General features: G+C 36.1%; 17 protein-coding genes and 1 riboswitch. Of the genes, 1 reads left to right on the plus strand and 16 read right to left on the minus strand.

All coding sequences use genetic code 11. From position 1 onward, the window contains the following. Nucleotides 1-65: 65 nt before the first annotated feature. Nucleotides 66-1,835, minus strand: a complete 1,770-nt coding sequence (locus IGJ34_RS13295; RefSeq protein WP_111247604.1) for an ABC transporter ATP-binding protein — start codon at nucleotides 1,833-1,835, stop codon at nucleotides 66-68. Beyond that, entirely contained in the window at nucleotides 1,828-3,549 is a 1,722-nt protein-coding gene (locus IGJ34_RS13300) for an ABC transporter ATP-binding protein (protein WP_430597643.1), read from the minus strand. The genes IGJ34_RS13295 and IGJ34_RS13300 overlap by 8 nt, the downstream gene beginning before the upstream one ends. A gap of 228 nt (nucleotides 3,550-3,777) precedes the next feature. Here IGJ34_RS13300 and IGJ34_RS13305 point away from each other — a divergent pair, with 228 nt between their 5' ends. Further along, a complete protein-coding gene (locus tag IGJ34_RS13305; protein ID WP_069653584.1) occupies nucleotides 3,778-4,425 on the plus strand; it encodes a TetR/AcrR family transcriptional regulator C-terminal domain-containing protein in 648 nt (215 codons plus the stop codon). 30 nt (nucleotides 4,426-4,455) lie between these two features. On the opposite strand, the gene IGJ34_RS13310 is transcribed toward IGJ34_RS13305, so the two are convergent. The 14 genes from IGJ34_RS13310 to IGJ34_RS13375 form a co-directional block, all read right to left on the minus strand. Beyond that, entirely contained in the window at nucleotides 4,456-5,262 is an 807-nt protein-coding gene (locus tag IGJ34_RS13310; RefSeq protein ID WP_430597644.1) for an alpha/beta hydrolase, read from the minus strand. A gap of 241 nt (nucleotides 5,263-5,503) precedes the next feature. Next, a complete protein-coding gene (locus tag IGJ34_RS13315) occupies nucleotides 5,504-6,967 on the minus strand; it encodes an MDR family MFS transporter (RefSeq protein ID WP_069653582.1) in 1,464 nt (487 codons plus the stop codon). A 290-nt stretch (nucleotides 6,968-7,257) separates the two neighbouring features. Then, complete coding sequence (gene metK, locus IGJ34_RS13320; protein WP_111247599.1) at nucleotides 7,258-8,445, minus strand: methionine adenosyltransferase; 1,188 nt, start codon at nucleotides 8,443-8,445, stop codon at nucleotides 7,258-7,260. Further along, nucleotides 8,443-8,584, minus strand: a riboswitch (SMK box riboswitch). Its footprint overlaps the gene before it by 3 nt. Nucleotides 8,585-8,719: 135 nt before the next feature. Further along, on the minus strand, nucleotides 8,720-9,433 hold the full coding sequence (gene lepB, locus IGJ34_RS13325; RefSeq protein ID WP_240485846.1) for a signal peptidase I: 714 nt from the start codon (nucleotides 9,431-9,433) through the stop codon (nucleotides 8,720-8,722). A gap of 19 nt (nucleotides 9,434-9,452) precedes the next feature. After that, nucleotides 9,453-10,121, minus strand: coding sequence for a hypothetical protein (locus IGJ34_RS13330; protein WP_111247598.1), 669 nt, complete (start codon nucleotides 10,119-10,121; stop codon nucleotides 9,453-9,455). Nucleotides 10,122-10,148: 27 nt separating this feature from the next. Beyond that, nucleotides 10,149-11,222, minus strand: a complete 1,074-nt coding sequence (locus tag IGJ34_RS13335; protein ID WP_069653579.1) for a DUF916 and DUF3324 domain-containing protein — start codon at nucleotides 11,220-11,222, stop codon at nucleotides 10,149-10,151. 101 nt (nucleotides 11,223-11,323) lie between these two features. After that, complete coding sequence (locus IGJ34_RS13340) at nucleotides 11,324-12,169, minus strand: WxL domain-containing protein (protein ID WP_430597645.1); 846 nt, start codon at nucleotides 12,167-12,169, stop codon at nucleotides 11,324-11,326. Nucleotides 12,170-12,203: 34 nt separating this feature from the next. Continuing rightward, nucleotides 12,204-13,010 carry a WxL domain-containing protein gene (locus IGJ34_RS13345; protein WP_206836779.1) on the minus strand — a complete coding sequence of 269 codons (807 nt, stop codon included), beginning with the start codon at nucleotides 13,008-13,010 and terminating at the stop codon, nucleotides 12,204-12,206. Next, the gene (locus IGJ34_RS13350; RefSeq protein ID WP_430597646.1) at nucleotides 13,007-13,351 is read right to left on the minus strand and encodes an LPXTG cell wall anchor domain-containing protein; all 345 of its coding nucleotides are present in this window, start codon (nucleotides 13,349-13,351) and stop codon (nucleotides 13,007-13,009) included. The genes IGJ34_RS13345 and IGJ34_RS13350 overlap by 4 nt, the downstream gene beginning before the upstream one ends. Nucleotides 13,352-13,367: 16 nt before the next feature. After that, on the minus strand, nucleotides 13,368-16,715 hold the full coding sequence (locus IGJ34_RS13355) for a pectate lyase-like adhesive domain-containing protein (protein WP_430597647.1): 3,348 nt from the start codon (nucleotides 16,713-16,715) through the stop codon (nucleotides 13,368-13,370). 339 nt (nucleotides 16,716-17,054) lie between these two features. Next, nucleotides 17,055-17,744: a winged helix family transcriptional regulator gene (locus tag IGJ34_RS13360; protein WP_069653574.1), complete on the minus strand. Its 690-nt coding sequence runs from the start codon at nucleotides 17,742-17,744 to the stop codon at nucleotides 17,055-17,057. An 883-nt stretch (nucleotides 17,745-18,627) separates the two neighbouring features. Further along, nucleotides 18,628-19,059, minus strand: coding sequence for a hypothetical protein (locus IGJ34_RS13365; protein ID WP_111247593.1), 432 nt, complete (start codon nucleotides 19,057-19,059; stop codon nucleotides 18,628-18,630). A gap of 470 nt (nucleotides 19,060-19,529) precedes the next feature. Next, on the minus strand, nucleotides 19,530-19,970 hold the full coding sequence (locus tag IGJ34_RS13370; RefSeq protein ID WP_430597648.1) for a GNAT family N-acetyltransferase: 441 nt from the start codon (nucleotides 19,968-19,970) through the stop codon (nucleotides 19,530-19,532). Between the two features lie 172 nt (nucleotides 19,971-20,142). After that, the gene (locus IGJ34_RS13375) at nucleotides 20,143-21,780 is read right to left on the minus strand and encodes a peptide ABC transporter substrate-binding protein (protein ID WP_430597649.1); all 1,638 of its coding nucleotides are present in this window, start codon (nucleotides 21,778-21,780) and stop codon (nucleotides 20,143-20,145) included. Nucleotides 21,781-21,802 lie beyond the last annotated feature (22 nt).

Raw genomic sequence — 21,802 nt, forward strand, 5'->3', positions numbered from 1 at the left:
TCTCGCAATAAGCAAGAATCAAGTTCGTTTTTACATGTTGATTTTCTTATATTATTTTAGACTATTTACTCAAATACAAACTGATTGTAATAAAGTTCTGAATAAAAACCTTCTTGTTTCAACAATTCATGATGACTTCCTTCTTCAATCACTTCACCATTTCTTAAAACGACAATACGATCTGCATTCAAAATTGTTTTCAAACGGTGAGCAATTACGAAGCTGGTTCTGCCTTTGATTGCTTCATCCATAGCTTTTTGGATCTTAGCTTCTGTTACAGTATCTACGTTACTAGTCGCTTCATCTAAAATCAATAATGATGGATTTGTGATGATGGTTCTCGCAATACTGATCAGTTGCTTTTGTCCCGTACTGAAAATATTATTTTCCTCAGTGATTTCAGTATCATAGCCTTTTTCTTGCTCCATAATGAACTCGTGAATATTCGCTTGTTTAGCCGCCGCTATAATGTCTTCCTCAGCGGCTTCTGGTTTACCGAATGCAATATTTGCTCGAATTGTACCAGAGAATAAAACGGAATCTTGTAAGACAATTCCTACGTGACTTCTCAAGCTACTTAATTCAATTTCACGAATGTCCGTTCCGTCAAATGTAACCGAACCACTATTTACGTCATAAAAACGATTCAATAAATTCATGATTGTCGTTTTTCCTGAACCTGTCGGACCAACTAAAGCGACCATTTCACCCTTACTTACATTAATTGAAACGTCTTTTAAAATTGGCACTTCTGGATCATAGCCGAACTCAACATGATTCAACGAAACGGATTCATTGATTCCATCGATTTCTTTTCCATCTTTTGGATTAATTTCATCTGGCTCATCAAACATTTCATTCAAACGACGAGCGCCAGTAATCGCTAACTGGATCATACTGTAACCAGAAGAAATCTGCATCAACGGTTGGTAATATTGTTGTGAATATTGAACAAATGTTACTACTAATCCTAACGCAACAGTTTTTTCCAAATCACCGTTCAAGGCTAACCAACCACCAAAGAAAATAACAATAGCGGTATTTACAAGAGACATTCCCTGCATCATTGGAAACAATAGACCAGAGTAAACTTGTCCTTTAAATGTTGCTTTACGCACTGTTTCATTATGTTCTAAGAAACCATCGATTGTTTCTTCTTGTAAACCATTTGTAATGATCACGCGTTGTCCGCTGATTTTTTCATCCATATAACCATTTAATTTACCAACTTCATCTTGTTGGATATCAACATATTTTCTTGCCTTGCTGATAACAACGACAGCAATCAGTATTGCTACAGGTGTAGAAGCAATCGTTGCCCATGCCAACTGAACATTTTGACGAAACATCATGATCAACACTCCGATGAATAATGCAAGATTGGTCAACACTTGAAGCAATGCTTGATTCAAACTATTTTGGATGTTATCCAAATCACTGGTAAAACGACTTAAAATTTCACCATCTTGATGAGAGTCAAAGAAACGAATCGTTAACTTTTCTAATTTATTGAATAATCCAATACGCATACGATTTGTTGATTTTCCAACAACTTGCGTGAATAAAATGCTGTAAATAAAATTTGCTGCACTAGTCAGTACATAAAAAATCAATAACTTCCAGGTAATATCGATAAACTTGCTCTTATCATCTGTTCCTTGCCCTAAAGCTCTCACGTAATTTGCCAATTCTTGAATCGCTTCCCCAATAAATTGAGGCGCTTTTACTTGTAAATAAGTTGCAATAACAATCGTTACAAAGATAAACAAGAAGGAAAGTTTATACCGTTTTAAATAATGAAAAAAGAATTTACTTGCTCTTATTAAATCAGTCATTATTTTCATCCTTTCCTTTTTGTGTTTCGTAGATTTCTTGATAGATTGAATTTGTTTTAGCTAACTCTTCATGGGTACCTTCACCCACTAAATGACCTTTGTCCAAAACTAAAATACGATCTGCATGAACAACTGAAGATATTTTTTGTGCAATCACGATCGTAGTTGTATCTTTTAGATCTCTATCCAAAGCTTCTCTAACTAAACGTTCTGAGCGAGCATCTAAGGCACTTGTGCTGTCGTCTAAGATTAAGATCTTAGGATCTCCGATTACGCCTCGTGAAATAGATAAACGTTGTTTTTGGCCCCCGGAAAAATTATTGCTTCGTTCAGCAACTGGCGCTTCGTATTGTAGCGCTAATTTCTCGATGAATTCTTTTGCTTGTGCAATTTCAGTTGCCCGAGACATATCCGCTTCACTCGCATCCCGTTTTCCCTGACGTAAATTCTGCGAGATGGTACCAGAGAAAAGAATTGATTTTTGTAATACGAAAGAGACCGCTTTACGCAAACTATGCTCATTAACCTCTTTCAAGTCGATACCACCAACTTCTACCGTCCCTTCAGAAGGATCGAATAAACGTGGAATCAATTGTGCTAAAGTGGATTTACCAGCACCAGTTGCACCTACGATCCCAATCATTTCACCAGGTTTAATAGAAAATGAAACATCCTTCAAAGTATCTGTCTCATCACCTGGATAACGGAAACTAACATGATCAAACACCACGCTTCCGTCTAAATTTTGTTCTGGTACATCTTTATACGTAAGCGCTGGAACTGTCTCTATAACTTCTTTGATCCGTTTGATTGAGACCGCCGCACGAGAGGTCATCATCATCATCATTCCACCAATAATAATCGCCATCATAATTTGCATCAAATAGCTCATAAACGAAGCAATTCCGCCAATTACAGTTGGGTCATCTTTGACTAGGTTACTAACTAGAAAAATCGATCCTACAACCGCGAGATTAGCTGCTAACATAAATGAGGGAATCATGACAGAAAATAGTGTTCCAACAATCAAATTATGTTTCGTCAATTCTTCACTGACTTTGGTGAAGCGATTTAACTCATTCTTCTCTTGAACAAAAGATTTCACCACGCGAATTCCTAAAAGATTTTCTTTTGCTAATCCATTTACTTTATCGATCAATGTTTGGATAATCATAAAATGTTTGCCCATTTGCGAAAATGATAATGCTGTGATAATGAATACAGCGATAACTAATAACACGATGACCCACCATAATTGTGGTAATGTCATCATCGCTAGAATAAAACTACCGATAAATAAAATCGGGATTCTAAATAAGGACTGTAATGCAATCATGATCACATTTTGAATTTGTGTCACATCATTGGTTAAACGAACAACTAAATTTCCTGCTGAAAATTCTTCGATATTTCCAAATGAAAAAGTTTGAATCTTACGAAACGTTGCTTCACGAATATCTGCACTCACACCTTGTGCGACTTTTGCAGAATAAATCGTGTTGAAAACACCAGCAATCAACCCTAAACCTGCGATTCCAATCAAATACAACCCCAGTTCTTTCATTTGGCTCTTATCCTCTTTAATAATTGCTTCTAACACTTTTTGTAATAGTTTAGGTTGCCATAATGCCGACATGACCATAATAACGACAGTAAACAACGCTATGGTAACTTCCAACTTGTACTTTTTAACATGTTCCATAATAATACTCATTTATATCCCAACTTTCTTTGTAAAACTAGCCTAACTTGATTCTTTGTACAACTTTCAACGATTATTTAGTGTTATAATTCGTTCATGAGCATACAAGATGAGACATTAATCCATTGTTTGACTCCCTTAATTTAACACTGTAAAATTAAGCCGCACACCAATGTACCATTTCTGAGAAAAAATTTCAAGAAATTAATCTATAGTTGTTATATAAAAGGATGAGAAAATTTGGAATCAAAATTATCAAAAGAAAGAATCGTTCAAGCTGCATTTCAGTTATTAACAGAAAATCCTGAATTAGAAAAATTATCCATGCGGAAAGTCGCTCAAAAGCTTGATATAAAAGCCCCCGCTATTTATTGGCATGTAGAAAATAAACAAGCGTTGCTGCAAAGTATGGCGGAAGAGATTGAAAATCAATTTATCCCACCAAAACCGCAAGAAAATTGGAAAGAAACAATTTATGCTTATATGGAAAACTATTATGAATTGTATCAACAATATCCTTGTGCTATGGAGATCGAAATTCATACAATTCCTTCTTATCCATCGCGTTTAAGAAATCTAGACGCCATTCTCGGGATTCTAAATCAAGCTGGTTTCTCCATCGAATTAAGTTATATGACGGTTACCTCTTTACAGCATTTACTATTTGGCATGCTGATGGATTCTGCCGAAGAGAAGAAACTTTATAATAAAGTCATGGCCGGTGACGACTATTTGAAAACGCAAATTATCTTGATGAAACAATACGTTCAAGAGCATGAGTTACACAATATCAGCGAAAGTATTCATTATCGCCAGAAGGAAAAACAAAAAGATTTCTTTATGAAAACATTGCGGGTATTTTTGAATGGGTTAGATACGTTCGTCTAGTATTAAATACGCAAAAAAGCTCAGACATTTTTATTTGTCCAAGCTTTTTTTATTTTCTAATGGTAGCCAGTTTAATACTCGTTGAATCCACTCATCCCAAAAGACCCAATCGTGGTTACCTGGCCCCGTTTTAAATGTATGATCAATATTGCGAGTTTTTAGTGCATTTGCCATTGTTTTATTTCCATAAAGAAGTAAATCTTCTTCACCACAACAAAGAAAAATATCTGGTACTTTCTCCCCGCTAGCGACTAGTTGGTCTAGTAAAAACATAGGGTCATTGATCGATCCTTGAACATTTTCTAATGGACCGAAAATTCCTTCCCAAAACGTTCTCCCTTTGATTGCTAGCAAATCTTCTATTCTATCAGCAAGATTCACAGCACCTGATAAGGAAGCCACAGCACCGAATTTTTCAGGTTTGGCAAGCCCAAGTTTTAAAGCACCGTATCCCCCCATCGATAATCCAACCGCAAACGTCTTTTCTCTTTTCGTTGATAGTTGAGGAAATAATTCATGACAGATGGTTGGTAGTTCCTCAGAAATAAACGTCCAGTAATTCATATCATAGGTTGTATCCGTGTACCAACCCAGGTCTGTAGATGGCATAATCACAGCCAGCCCTAAATCCGAAACATAACGTTCTATCGAAGTCCGACGTTCCCATACGCTATGATTTCCCCCCATCCCATGAAGTAGATACAAGACAGGGACATCTGTAAAATTTCCTTTTGTAGCAGTACCAATTTTTTTCTCTGTTTTTTGTGGTAAAACTACATTTACTGATACTTCCATTTCTAACACGTTAGAATAAATATTTGCTTGCAAAAAAGCCATCCAATCTCCCTCATTTTCTGTTTTCTATTATTGTAGCATTAAATCGCCCTTTTTTTGCACTGTATAGATCAAAAAAACTCGTTCTTCAATGAAGAACGAGCGGGAGGAGGAGTTAAAATGAAACGAACTTTATTTTGTTTAGTTGCCTTTGGTATGTCTTTATATTACAAAGTAATTATGAACTTTGTATGTCAAATTTTCGTCTATCATGGTTCTTTTTTATAAAGAAATAATGATCCATCTACTTTGCTATTTTCTTTTTAACACTCACATTTAAAATAATCGCAACAATAATCAAGCCAATCCCAACGACATATACATTATGAAGACCTGCATAAAGCATACCTCGTAAAGGTCTCAGTAAATCTGCTGGTATTGTATTTGCTGTATGTGGATTAACAAGTTGATTCATCACATCCGGATCGACCTGTAATGTACTTTTCGCTAATTCTGAGGTTGTGACTGCATTGATGATTACCCCGAAAATTGATACCATCAATGTTTGTCCAATGGTTCTCGCTAATGTATTAAATGACGTTGCAACACCCATTTCAGATGGATCCACGCTGCTTTGAGCCGTCACTGTAGTGGTTGTGATCGTAATCCCAAAACCAACACCCAAAACAGAAGAAATCGCAAAGAACCAGACAAATGAAATGGACGCTGGTACTAATACTAAGAAAATACCGCCTAACAATGTAATACTTAAGCCAATCGTCAGTACTCGTTTTGTTGTATGTTTCTCCATTAAATTACTCGCAATGAACGAACCGACCATCCATAAAATGGACATAGGCGCTAATACTAAGCCACCAATCCCTGCGCTTTTCCCTAAAACGCCTTGCATCCACATTGGAATATAAACTTCTACGCCCATCAAAAAGCCACTGATCAAAGCCGCTACGATATTAACAATCACAAACGTAGAATTTTTAAACAGCATTAAATCAATAACAGGATCTTTGGCTCTTTTTTCCACAAAAATAAAGCCAATAAAGAATAAAACTGATGCGCCCAAACAAAGAAATACTTTTAAGCTAAAACCACCATCACCAATTAATTGGAATCCTAATAACAGTGTTAATAAAACGAACATCAGTTGAACACTACCTAAGATATCCATTGGTACTTTAGATTTTTCTCTTTTTGGTTCCACTAAAAAGTAAGCAATCAAGCCCATTAAAACAAGTCCGATCGGTACATTAATGAAGAAAATCCAGTGCCAACCAACTGTGTCCACAATAAATCCACCTGCAAGTGGACCAAATATACTAGCAATTCCCCACGCAGCACTATTTAATCCAAGCATTTTTGCACGTTTATCAATTGAATAAATATCAGCTAAAATCGTTAAAGCAACAGGCATGATTGCTCCTGCTCCAATTCCTTGAATTGCCCGAGCAATGATCAATGTCATCATATTTTGTGCTAAACCACAAAGTGACGAACCAATGATAAAAATAATAATTCCAACCATGAATATCGGTTTACGCCCAATTTTATCTGCTAGCTTTCCGTAAATCGGTGTTAGCATCGCATTTGTTAATAAATAAATAGAAAAGACCCAGTTCATAATTTCCATGCCATGTAATGATCCTACGATTGTTGGCATTGCTGTTGAAACAATTGTTCCTTCGATTGCTGTCATAAATGTTGCAACAAAAACACTGATTGTTACAAGTTTGACGTTTGTTTTTCTTTCCATGTATCTCCATCCTTTTGCTATTTTTTAGTTTAATAAAGTTACTTATGAATTCATTTACAACATTTTATTGGTACAGTGTTGAGACTTTACTAAGTAAGGTAGCGACACTCTCTTTGGTTCCTAGTACTGTTGATTAGGTGTAACTTTGTAGTATACTTGATGTTTCTTTTAATAGGTAACTTCTCTCCCTTTGGTCGTCAAGTACTGTTCATCATCCACTCTGGCGGAGCCAGTCGTGGTGGTTCACAGCAAAACGGCGCCACTAATTTTCATTAGTAGCGCCGCCTCGTTTACTCCATCAAGCTTTTCTTGATTGCATCGACTTTATCTGTCTGCTCCCAAGGTAGTTCAATGTCTGTACGACCAAAATGACCATATGCTGCCGTTTGCTTGTAGATTGGACGGCGTAAGTCAAGCATTTCTATAATTCCCGCTGGACGCAGGTCAAAATTTTCTCTAACGGCTTCGATCAATTTGCTTTCAGGTACTTCGCTTGTCCCAAAAGTATTGATTGAAATCGATACAGGTTGTGCTACACCAATGGCATACGCTAACTGAACTTCAACTTTTTCAGCTAATCCTGCTGCAACGATGTTTTTTGCAATGTATCGCGCTGCATAGCTTGCAGAACGATCAACTTTAGTCGCGTCTTTTCCAGAAAAGGCGCCGCCACCATGACGAGCATATCCGCCATATGTATCGACGATGATCTTACGTCCAGTTAAGCCGGCATCTCCTTGAGGTCCACCAATAACAAAGCGACCTGTAGGATTAATAAAGTATTTTGTTTCTTCATCTAATAATTCTGCTGGAATCACTTCTTCAATGACGAGAGATTTCACGTCTTTTTGAATCTGCTCCAGCGTAGCTTCTTCATCATGTTGTGTACTGATCACAACAGTGTCTACACGTTGCGGTTTGCCGTTTTCATCATATTCTATTGTCACTTGTGATTTTGCATCAGGACGTAGATAAGGCAATTTTTCCTCTTTACGTAATTGTGCTAAACGATTTACAAGTTTATGACTTAAAGAGATTGGTAACGGCATTAATTCTGGCGTTTCATCTACTGCAAAACCAAACATCAATCCTTGGTCTCCAGCTCCAATATCATCTTTGGTATCTTTCTCACCACGTGTTTCTAGTGCATCATCCACCCCTTGTGCAATATCGGGTGATTGCTCGTCTATTGCAACAAGAACTGCAACGGTATCGCCATCGAATCCATATTTAGCTCGTGTATAGCCAATATCTTTCAATGTTTGCCGAACAACTTTTTGGATATCTACGTATGCAGTAGTAGATATTTCTCCAAAAACTAAAACCAAACCTGTTGTTACACTTGTTTCGCATGCCACACGGGCTAACGGATCTTGTTCTAAAATCGCATCTAGTATTGCGTCACTTACTTGATCGGCAACTTTGTCCGGATGTCCTTCTGAAACTGATTCTGATGTAAATAAATGTCTCTCTGTCATAATGTATTCCCCCTAAATTTAGTCGGTTACAAGGCATCTTTGTACAAAATGTAGTACCACTCGCTTCATATCCAACAAGAATATTTCATCGAAAAGTCTACTATTTTACAACAAATCCTTTCGGGAACTTGTAACGCTTACTAGTATAACAGATTATCTAGCAAAAGACTTGCTATTTGCAAAAAAATACAGTTTACCATTAAAAAATAAGACAAAGCTGTTGGGCCTGTCTTATCACTTCTATAAATAAACCATCTTTCAGATATGAAGAAAACTAGAATCTTTGTAACAGATGCAACGGTAAGATTCTCATTTCCACCACACCAATAATATCTTTTCGATCTACTAATCCATACTGACGACTGTCAACTGAATACGGTCGATTATCCCCTAACAGTAAGTATTTTCCTTCTGGAATTTTTGATGTTCCAGTTAAAGTAAAAATCGAAAAATCATCCGTATAAAGTCGACCGTTTTCTTGTGAAGTTTGCTTTTCATCGAAGATAAATTTTTCTTCTCTATCTTGTCCATCTATTTGCAGCTGATCATTTTTATAGGTTACCCTTTGTCCTGGCATCCCGATGATTCGTCGAACTTCTTTTTCCTTGGTTCCTGGTATTTGAACATATACTAATTCAAACGTTTTGAGTTTCCCAATCTTATTTACGTAAACCCGATCTCCATCTCTCAATGTGGAAACCATAGAATATCCTTCAACTTTAGGAAGAGAAAATAAAAACAAAGACATGAAGAAAACGAGAATACTAGTAATAGCTATTGCACCTAAAAATTCCAATAAAAAAATTTTTCGTTTGCGATTCTTCCTTCTCTTTTTGGCTTCCATGAGCGCTTTTTTTGATTTTCCTGTACGCCGTTTTTTGATTTTTGATGAACTATTTTTTTGTTGTTTTACATTTTTCGGCTTCCGTTTTTGATTTTGATTAGCGCGGTATTTTTTCTTTTTGGCTGTACGTTTTTGTGATTCCATGATAAATCACCTCAATTGTTTACTTTTTTTGATCCAAAGCAGCTTCATTGATATTGTACAGTTTGAATACTTTTTGTTCGTATTCCTTTACTTTCTTGACATCTTCTTGATAGTCTTTTGCCAAATCAGGATTGTTATAAATTTGAGTATAATTTCTCATTACGTTTGTACCGAGTTCTTTCATTGCATTATAATAACGGTTTAAGGTTAATTGGCCTTCTTGGGTATTTACAGTACTGGCTTTTTTCGTTCCATAACTTGCGATGCTATTTGCAAGATAACGTAAATTTGTTTCCATTTTATCTTGAGATTCTGATCCACTGCCTGCTTTGGACAATTCACCATTAAAATCACTTAAAAGATAATACCCTTTAGAAATTGAGTCAGAGTCATCTGTGGTTAAATTCATTGCTTGATAATAAGCCGAATAAAAAGCGCCAGCTCCTAGCAATAGACTTGCCACTAACGAAATAATCGCAGCTGTACGCTGATTCTTCTTTTGTCGAATCAATTTCTTTTTTGCAATGCGAAGTCGTTTCTTCTTTTTCTTTGTTTTGGCTCTTTTTCTACTTATAGTTTTTAATTTAGTTCCAGTTCTGATTGTTAAAACCAGAAAAAGGATAAAAAATAGGATGGCAAGGACTGCCAACACTAACCCTATGCTAAAAAACCAATCTAATGTTGTCATGATCCTTCCCTCCAGCTAGTATGTTCCTTACTTTAGCTTGTTCTTTTTATGACGTTCTGCTTTTTTAGCCGCTTCTCTTCTTTTACGAATCATACGAATAATAAAGAAAATAACTAAAATAACAACGAACAATCCTACTGCTGCACCGATGATCAGTGGCCAGTTAATTCCTTTTTCTTGGACTAATCCAACATCTTCTCGGTTAAATTTATCAGCTTCTTCTGCAGTAATTTCAAATGATTCTGTCCATTCCCATTTTTTACTTCCAGAAGTTGCCAAAATGTGCGCGCGGTATTTCCCTGGAACCATTTCCTCTCCTTGCATACTTACAGGAAAAGTCATATTAGAGTTTGGGGCCATCCGCATGGAAGATTTCTTTGTTTCGTACAATACTTCATCGCTTTTGTCCGACATGATTTGAGCTTCCATTGATAAATTGTCTAAGAAGTTTGCTTTCGTGTTGGAAACATCCACATAGACAACATTTCGCGCATTTGATTGTCCTGCATTGACTTTATTCAAGTTCAATTCTGGTTCTACTTTAGTATCTGTTTCTTGTAAAACCATCGCAATAACATAGGCGTACTTATTGATTACGTTTGCGCCGTTTTGCGTTTTTTGATCCTCATCATCTGCTTTTTTCAACTGAATTCCGCCGACAATCACACCATCATAAGAGGCTTTGGGCATGGTAATTTCTATGTCTAATGTTTTTTCAGAGTTTGGTGGTAATACCACTTTTTCTGGCGCTTTAACAAGATCAACAAAATCATATTTTAGCGATGCGTCTTTTTTTAGATTGATTGGACCATATTCTAAAACACCATTCATGTTCGTTTTGGCACCATTTAGGCTTGTTTCAACGGTTATTTCTTTGTCTCGTGGATTTTTTAGTAACACTTGTACTTTTTGGGTTTGACCGGGTGTCATTTTTAAATCAAAATAGCCAGCCTCTTTTTGTTGATTTTCAGGAAATTTAATTTCATAAACAAATCCTGTTGCACCACCTGCTTCTTGAGCGAGACTATTGGTTGGCCTTGCGATAAATGTAATAAGTGAAATAAGAACTGCTGTTACTATGTATGTTAGTTTATTTTTCATAATTTTTCCTTCTTCCATTCAAAACTATAAACAAGATCACTGATTCCAATAAAGGAATCAGCATCTTGAGTATTGACTATTTTGTTATGTTTTATTTTTAATTATTCTGCTGGGGTTTCTGGTGTTTCTGGAGCTGCTGGAGCTGCTGGAGCTGGAGTATACTCGATTGACCAAGTAATATCCGCAACATATTTACCTTTAACAATGTTTTGACCAGCTGGAACTGATAATTCAACAGATTTGCCTGCTAAACCAGTAGATTTTTCTTCAAGAGTATTTTTAGCATCTGCAGTTGATGTCCCAAATTCAGCGTAGAATGTACCTAAACCACGGGCACCTGTTGATTCAGCTGTATTGTTGTCAAGAACAACTTGACTCACTCCATCCTGAGATAAAACAAAGTCTGCTGGACGAGTTTTTGGCCAGTTCGCTTCTCCCATTTCTGAGTTTAGGAAGCCATTAGCATAAGAAATTGTTGCATTGTTCAACGTATTTGAACCGTTAGTAAATTGTTTAGTCATCGCTGCTTTGATTTGGTATTTGTGGTCATTCCCTGCACGTTTATCTGTCCATTGTACGTAGTTACCACGTGTTACAGTTGTTCCATCTGTTAACGTTAATGAAACAGGATTTGCTGTTGCTGTTGTTGGTTTTGGTGATACACCAATTTTTTGGTTAGGGAAAATCAAGTTAGACACAACGTCTATTGTGATTGGTCCGCCATCAGGGTTAATTGTGATGTCCGGATTTTTCCCTGGATCAACGTCTGTTCCATCAGGAATTTCAGGGTCACCAGGGTTGTTTGTTCCGTTATCTTCTTCGTACGTTACTTCACCTTTACCTGTTAATGATTTTGCCTCTGTTTCAGCATTCGCTGCCATCGGTGCTAAAGCTCCTGTTGTGATTGCTGCTACTACTGCTACTGAACATAATGTTTTGAATTTCATTTGTGTTTCCTCCTAGTTTATATATGTGTGTGTTTTATGGTAACTCGGCTAATATCCAAGTTAACTCGGTTTGATATTGTACAGGATGGATTTTAACTGCATCCGGTACGGATAAAAAGATTGCTTTGTTTCCCTGAACTTGCTGATTTTCGAAGTTCTCATCTAAGACCGGCTGATTTTTTTCATCAACTTTAGGGAACATGGTGTTTGCTTGGTCACCATTATTTTCAGCGGATGCCCCAAATGAGATAATCCATGTGCCTTTTCCCTGTCCTTGATCAGCTGAAGCTACTGGAAATGTTGTGCCAGGTGCATTCAATTGAATGATATCTTTACTGAGTTGGGGCGATTTTTCTTGAGTATACGCAGAATTTGCCCACGCTTTATCAAAGGATAGAACTGCCCCTTTCAATTCTTTTTCAGCGTCATCTTGAATAACATCATTTTTAAATTGGTACTCTTGACGAACTTGAAGCGTCCATCCTGAAGCTTCTGCTCTGGAATCCGTTATTTGCAAATAGTTTCCTCTGGCAGGCGTGCCATCATGAAACAATTGCGCATTCACGTAAAAGTTGCGGTCTGTTTCAGTGATTTTACTTCTACCAAAATTCAACGTCGGCGCAAAATCAAATCTAAGATCCCCATCCGTTGAGGGTCCTGGACCTGGATCAACTGGCTTGACTGGGTTTTCAGGATCAACTGGCTCTTTTGGATGTTCGCCAGTGTATTCGACGGTTCCATGACCTGTCACCGTTTTTTCTTCCGCAGATGCAAAATCCATTACTCCTACTGTTGCTAAAAACAACATGAAGGCAGCTAAAATCAATCTTTTCTTTTTCATCCATCTGCCTCCTGTTCTTTTTTACGCTTCTTGAAGAAAATAAAAAGTGCAACAGCAACTAGAACAATTCCGCTAATCCCAATTGAGCCTTTTATAATTTCGCCCGTGGAAGGATATCTTCCAACAGGTTTTGTGACCTTAGGTTCAGACGAGTTAGGCGGGGTTGGTTTTGAAGGTTCTGTTGTTGGTTCGGTTGAGTCTTCATAAAACGTAATGATTCCCTCAGTCGCAACTTGTCCACCATTTTGGTTGTCAGCTGCACTCACATTTGATGAAAATGATGCGAGTGCCACCATACACATGATAGAAGCCAGCATAATAATTATTCTTTTTTTATTCATACTTTTCTCTCCTATTTTATGGATTTTCTGATGGTGGTCCTGCAACTAATTCCCAAACGATTGTGGCTTCATATTTACCTGAAGCTATTGATTGACCAGAATCAACATTTAATTTGAATCCATCGCCATCTGGTGACCAAGTACTACTGATATTATATGGATCATTATTATCATTTTTACGTGATATGATTGGTTGTGATGCACCCATTAACGTGATTTCATCATTTTTGTGTACATAACGAATCGCTCTTGGAATAAAGACATCTGGCTCATCGACTTTGGCTAATTCTTTTTCTAGACGTACATTCAATGTCCATGTTTCTTGAACAGCACGGCCATCTTTCACGACTAGATCTTCTCCTTCATAAGAAGGATTATTGATTTTTGTTCCTTTAGGACTGAACGTAGTTGCTCCAAAGTTGATATTTTTAGGCGCTGAAACAAGCTCTAGAATACCAAAAATACTTCCTCCTGGATTATCAACGTTTGCCTCTTTAGAGAACACATCATGCGCTCGGCTAGGATCATCAGGTCCCTCTATAAATTCCCCAGATTCTCTTGGTGAAAAACCAGTTGCTATCCCAACGTTATTGATCACTTTACCAACTGCAGATTGTTGAACTTCTGTTTTAAAGGTTACAACTGCAGAAGCTCCCGCTTTCAAGTTTCCGACGTTAACCGTCAACAAGTGAGAATCGACGTCATAGGTAAAGTCAGTTTCTGCTGCCACTTTGCCATTAATCGTAACGTCTGCTGTTTCTGGATCAAATTTTAATCCATCTGGAATCGTATCTTTTACCGTTACTTTATTCCAAACAGCATCTAGACTAGCATTTTTTCCATTTGTGGCTGTTAATGTATACGTTAGAATGTCACCAACCTGGGTTGTTTTATCGCCAGAAGAAACAACAGTTTTTTCCATTAATGGATTGTCTGGAAGTCCGTCTTCTACACTATATTTCGTTGCAGGCTTGAAGGTTGCATCACGATAATTCATTTCGGTTGCCGGATTGATATTTCCATTAGCACTATTAGTTGAAGGTGCTGCTGGATCTAGAGTCTCAGTAATTTTGCCAGCATTATCTTCTAAGAAAATTTGGACGGTTTCGCCTGTGTTTAAATATCTAGGTAAATTATATGCCCATGTACCATCATCATTGACTGACCCTACATTTGTTTGACGCGTACCATTGATATCAACATAGATTTTCGCTTTTGGTTCAGCATTTTTCCCAATCAATTGCTTCATTCCATTAGTTACTTTATCGCCAGTCACAATAGCTGGTTCTGGTGGCGTAACATCAATTACAGTTGTGGGGGTCTTTTCCCCCATTCTATATGGAGTCAAAACATTATTGACGTACGATGCACGATAAGGCGTTCCAAACATGTCTTTTTGAGCAAGTTGAAAGCCTGGTATCTCATGATCTGCTTTTTTCCAATGGACATAGTTATCATCGGTACTTGTTCCTGTATAAGTATTTCCCAAAGTATCAGTGAAATCGACATAAGCCTTACGAATGCTATCTGCATAAACGGGTTTTGTTTTTGCATTACCATCTTCGTCAAACGGATCACTACCACCAACTGCTGTATATCCTATTAAAATACGTGATTGTTGGTCGAAATCCGCATCAGTTACGGGCGTCCAAGTGAGTTCAGGTATACTATTCATTCCTGAGATACGTTTATAATTTGGACGAAGATATTGACTTTGAAGAGCCGGATCGGAGCTTGTCACTCCTCCATTTGCAGATGCATTTGTTACAGTGAAGTCTGTTACATTCGAATAATCATAGGTTGGCGCACCATCAATGTCTGCTTGATTATTCCAAATAGATATATCAGAATTTTTTATAGTGAAACTGTTGGTTCCTCTATTCGACGTTGTATCTCCCAAAAAGGCATTGGTTGTCGTTGTACTATTGAACGAATTACGAATGTCAAATGACTCTGGACTATCAAATATGAACTGATTGCCTCCATTTGTTGAGTTATACGCAAGAACTCCACCATTATTATTCCCAACAATGAACACATTTGATTTAGGCTTAAATTCATATTTAGTGTTTTTAGGGTTTGCTTGTGAACCAGCATTCGTAGCATTTACTGCACCAGATTGAACAGTAGCTCGACTGCCTGCACGAGAAAGTAAATTGACTGTTGAACCTTCTTCCGCTATAAAGCTTGCACCGTCCACATTAAAATAGGCAGCTGATCCAGGCATGTTCGCATTATAAGTTGCATTTTTCCCGACTCTTAGCTCATCGAAAAAGTTATACACTGCAGGATAATTGGTGCCATTAGCTGTATAATTTAAATACACAAAACTGCCTTCTCCAATATCAAATTTCCTGGTCCCTGTTGAATCAGTGTCCCCATTTTTACCAGTATTATCCATGAACCAAACAACTGAATAATCATACTCAGCGTTTGTGCCTTTATAAAAGGTACTAGGCTCAAATGTCATTCCACCGGTATAGAAATTTTCAGCACCTGTTACGATGACATTGTATCCATACATGCTAATCTCAGCACGAGGAGCACTGATTAAGCGGCCACCCACACGTTGGTTATCACTTTTTTTACTAGTGTCATACGGAGTGTAAACATTCCCAATTCTGTAACGCCATAATCTTCTATTTGAGCCGGTTGAACCGCCAGTGCCCCATTGTCCTTTACCATTAACAAATGACCACGCAGTTCCAAGATTCCCCTCTAGCGCTCCATACCCAGTATTATTCGCAATTTGAATATCATGCATGTGGAATACTGGTACGTCAGAAAACGCTTTGCCAAAACTTGCCAAAGAATTTAGATCATCAACATTGATTGAACCATTTCGCATCTCAAGGAGATGCCCTTGACCATCTATTTCAATTGATTCTGCTCTAGAGATAGCAATCGCAGTGCCATAATAAATATCTGCATCAAGGATGATCTTTGAGACTTGATTATTCTCAAAAGCTGCTCTAAACTCAGCCCAAGTTCCTACATGAACCGCATTGGTATCAGGTCGGAAATTATATTGAGTATTCCATGCTTGATTTTGCTGAGCATTCAAATCAGCATATTGTGTTTGATACTGCTCATTTGTCATGCTTCCAGTGATTTTATTCTCAATTTTGGTCTGAGCTGGTTGATAATTAGTTCCATCCATGTAAGCTTCCATTTGAGGAACAGTGATCGTTTCTTGATTATGCAAATCCTCTTCGGTTTTTAATAGAGTGGAAGAATCCACGTTTCCTATCAAAGGTTCCTCAGCTGCTTCAATTTTATTAGAGTTATTTAATAAAATAACCGCTAAAATACTGAACAGAAAAATAACTAGTCCAATAAAATAAGACTTTTTTCCGATTTTCATATCTTCTCAACTCCTCCCTTAACAATTTTTTTGTACGTCTGTCTTAGAAGAACGCACAATCTATTTCTATTTTTCTTGCCAATTGTTCCATTTTTTGATACATTCACAATACAGGGGAAAATTAGTGTTACGCTTTTGTTCAACGCTCCATAGAGAATGGCTGTTCTCTACCTGGATGTCGACAAAAAACACACTGATTTTCTCTATTTTTGTTTATGTTTTCAACAGTTGGCTTGAAAAAGAGAAAACATATTTCGCTTGATTCTTTTGTCACCGTCATTGTCGTAATACATATCCGATCAACCGCCATGACAGATTCAATTCATTCAGTAAATAGCACTACATCGATAGCTTATATCCTTTTGAACGAACAGTTTTAATGTATTCAGGATGTGCCGCATCTTTTTCAATTTTTTGTCTTAAATGAAAAATTAAATTCGATACACGGTATTGTTTATCATTTCCATCGTTCTCCCAAACATTTTTGTAAATTTCCTCATAAGATACAGCTACGCCTTGCTGTGTTTGTAAAAATTCAATTGTTTTGAATTCAAGTTTGGTCAAATTGATTTCAATTCCATTTAATATAACGCTAAAATTACATGGTCGTAGTTGGAACTGACAGTCGTTACTCACTTTTTCCGTGCGTTTTACATTAACTTGATGCACATTTTTGTATCTATTAAGAGCATTTGTTATCATAAGTTGACACTCTTCTGGAGCACATTCATTGTCTATTATTCCATCTGCACCAAGCTGTAAATAAACAATGTGATTCATTTTATTTTCTCTCTCTGAAATCACCCATATAAAAGTATCCTGTTTTTTCTTCAATAGAATAATCAATTCACAGATCATACCAATATTTTGTGCTTGTTGTTCATTGATGATGATTCCATCATAATTCCCTATAGTTTCAGCAGCTTCATCTTTGTTAACTGGATGCACGTCCAATTGAATACTTTTTAATGAATCTATGTATTTTTGTTCATCTGTATTACCAGCCAAAACGAATCCTATGTTGTACATTCGGAATTCTCCTTTACGATTTTGTTATTAAATGAATTGCTCTGATCGTTATAATTTATTTATTACATACTTTTCCATATCAGAAAAGTTATAAATAAGATATATTAAAGATATACTTACAAAACTAAAATAAGTTTAATCTATTTTATTTATCAAGTCTACATAATTTAGTTCTTTTATTTATCATATTTTTGATAAATAACACAAATTTTTGAGAATTATGTGAATAACCTATTGATTCTTATTAATTTTTCTACTTTTTTTTGGAAAGTTATTGATAAAAGTATTGATGTAGAAACACTTTCTAAAGGACAACTCATCTCCTCTAGCATTATGTTGTAAACATTAGGACGGTAAAAAAAAGGAATAGAAACAAACCGATTGAACGATTACTAACTCATTTTAGTGAAAAAAAGGAAATTTATTAGCGATGGATTTTATGGAATTTGAACACTTGATGAGTATACAACAAAGTGAACTTATCTTGTTTTAGGGCCTTATGGCGAAAACCTTGTTCCTCCCTCAAATGACCATTTCTTTAATTGGATTATACGCAACCGGAACAACTTTAATTGCAAGAACTCTTTTCAATCGGTATTTTTACATATAGATTTTGAGAATGCTCATAGAATTGAGACTGCATTAGATCCTTTAATCGATAAAGTTCTTAAAGATAATATAGAAATAAAAAAATCCCAAGACTAGATGTATACTAGTTTTGGGATTTTCCAAATAAATAATCAAAAAAATTTCAAACGCTAAACAATTAAAGCTCTATAGTTTATTTTAATCCTTATAATTTTTGATAGTTCACAAAATAATTTTACAAAATATTTATTATCTGCTTATATTCGGTTATTTTTTTCTCTTTGACTAAACATTACTACATTTTATGAACACTATGCGCACTTTGGATACCACCGCATGCTTCCTTACAAGCCTGATTGATCAATCTAAACGAACTTTTAGTACTGTTTAATCCACGTGTGTACTTGATTTCATCAACTACTTCACATTTGTCATTCAATGCTTCTAGCCAAAAGTAGATTCCTTCTTTATAAGTATCTAAGCCCTCCAACAGGATTTTGGTTGCTTCTTTTTCGCCATAAAATACTAATTCTTTTCTAAAACTTGCTTCTTCTACAAAGAACCGGTTAACATTGCTGCGGCAAAATAAATAAGTATCTTTACCCCTTCTGTTAATGGCTTGGCTACAGCTGTTCTCTTGTACTTCCTTAGAAATGGCATTAAAAATCTCATTGTAGACTTCAACTCGTTGCATTACTGACAAAATCATATCCGTATAACTATACATAATGCTCTCTCCTCCCATAACTAAGCAGCTAAAAACGCTGACTTATCTCCATTATAGTATCTCTCGAGCTCTTATATCAAGTAATATGCTATTAAAATGAAATTTTTTTGTCATTTTTTTCATTCCTTTGTCTATTTTTTTTCTACTTTAAAATAAAAAAAAAGCCCATCACCCAGTGTTTACAAGGGAAATCGAGTCATTTTAATTTAGTTCAACATCAATTGAACATTATTATTTTTTGATTTTATTATTAATAAAGTTTTAATCGTTTCTTCTAAAAGAATACTTTTAGTTACTTTAATCTATTATAAATTAGATAAAAAAGCCGTTACATTAGATTATACACATTAGTCTGTAGAGGTTAAACTATATTGCTCAAAAGGAAGAGATTTTATCTAACCATTAAATGAACAGTTTCTCTCTTCTTTAGACTTTCATTCGTGAAATAGAAAGAAGTAATAAGGAAAATGTCACTTTTCCTTGTTACTTCTTTGTAAATGTAAAATTGGATATGGTCTGCCTGCATCATCCACTTCACTTCGTGCATATTCCTCAAATCCCATTACGTGATAAAATGCTTTTGCAGACTGATTCTGTTCGTTAACATCAATCAATTGAATGTCCTTCATCTTAAGTAAATTCGTCATTACTTGCTTGCCATATCCTTTTCCAATATGAAGTGGATCTAAAAAAAGCATTTCTAATTTATTACCATCCACACCAGAAAAGCCGATGATCTTGTCTCCCTCTGTCCAAACACATACATCTAGATGAGGCAAATAGGTCGGTAGTTCTTTCCTTATTGTTTTAAAATCTTTAATGTCTAGAAAATCATGGGTTTGTTTAACCGACCTTTCCCATATTTCAACGAGCTGATTGTACTCATTCTCAGTTGCTTGGTGTTGTTCCATGTTATACTCCTAAACTATTTTGTCTTTCTACTTGATTTTATGATAGCATTTCTTCAATTATCGTACAATGAACCAAATTTTTAGACTAAAAGTGGCTAGGACAGAAGTATTTATTCGCATTTAGTGTATGATGCAAAAATGATTTTTTTGTTCCATACCTTTTTTTGGACTGTTATTTCGATTCTTTATAGATATTTTTTAATGTTAATGGTGCAGCAAAAGTGTGATAGTTTACCCCTTTAATCTGTTCATTTTGTAAAACTGATTGCTGATTTTGGCTTATAATAATCATTCCTGCCGTCTCTTCAATTCCTTCTTTTTCAGCGGCAATCAAAGTCTTCCAGCGTTTTTCTATATCGGTCGCGTATTTTTGTGATGCATCATTTAACAAAGCATCATATTTAGCATTTGAGTAATTACGATCATTTCCAGTCCGTAACATGTTTAGTGTCGAAATCGGGTCTTGATAATCTGGTGTCCAGTAAATCAAGAACATATCATAGTCACTTTCACGACTAAGATTCAATGCTGTTTCAGTTGGTAATGCGGTTAAGTTGATAGTTAAACCAGGTAGTAGTTTTTCTAAGCTACCTTGAAGACTTTCGCCCATTTTTTTATAAGAACCATCATCTGTTACCATTAAATCTAAAGTAATGTTATCACCTAATTCTTTCTTAGCTAGTTCCCAATAGTTCAAAGCTTCTTCTTTATTGTAGGTCATTAAATCACCAGCTTCTTCTCGGAAATCTACGCCTGTTTTCGGGTTACTTACGAACCCTTCTGTTACGGCGCCATACAATGGTTTTGATCCGTCGGCAATAATATTATTCACTAGATTTTCTTTATCGATTCCTAGTGCTAACGCTTTTCTTAAGTTTTCATTTTTTAACGGTGTCTCTTTGTTTTTACGCTTTTGGTTTAAGCGGATATAGTTCATAGTTGCTGTTGGATAAGAGTGATAGTTTGGATTACTTTGGTTTTGTTTTGCTAATTCTCCAGTTACTGTTGCTACATCCAGCTGTCCATCTTCAAAAAGATTTAATGCTGTTGAAGCTTCTTTGACTACCTCATAATGGATCTTATCTGATTTCACATTTGCTTGATCCCAATAGTTCTCATTTTTCTTGAGATCCCAGCTTAAATCGGTTTGTTTCCAGTTTTCTATAGTAAATGGACCATTGTACACAACATTTTCACTCGTTGTTCCGTAATCCGTTCCCATTTTTTCAACGAATTTTTGATTTTGAGGGAAAAATGTTGGAAAAGCAAGAACTGATGTAAAGTAAGGTTTTGCTTCTTTTAGTTTCACTTCTAGCGTTTGATCATCAATTGCTTTTACACCAAGTTCATCCACTGACTTTTTGCCAGCTGAAATTTCTTCAGCATTTAAAATAGTATCTGCAACTAAGAAGCTGTATACGAAACCATTTTTAGGATCGATCATTTTTTTCCAAGCATATTCAAAATCTGCTGCGGTCACGGGATCATCATTACTCCACTTAGCATTTTCTCTAAGTTTAATCGTATACGTCTTACCGTCTTGAGAAATTTCAGGCATTTCTTTTGCTGCTGCCGGAATTAATTGATCTTTGTCATCTAGTGCATATAGCCCTTCAAATGCTGCGGTTTGAACAATTGCATCTGGAAAATCCAACATAACGGATGTATCCAAGGTCGTTAATTCTGAAGGTGACATTAAGTTTAACGGTGCTGTTTCCTTTGCTTGTTTTGCTTCTTTACCACTAGAACATCCCGAAATAATGGTCAGTATTAACGTTAGACCAATAATTGATTTGATTACTTTTTTCATATCGTTCTCCCTTATATTTGTT

The sequence above is a fragment of the Enterococcus sp. AZ177 genome, from assembly GCF_050544585.1.
In the GTDB taxonomy this organism is placed as follows: Bacteria; Bacillota; Bacilli; order Lactobacillales; family Enterococcaceae; genus Enterococcus_L; species Enterococcus_L plantarum.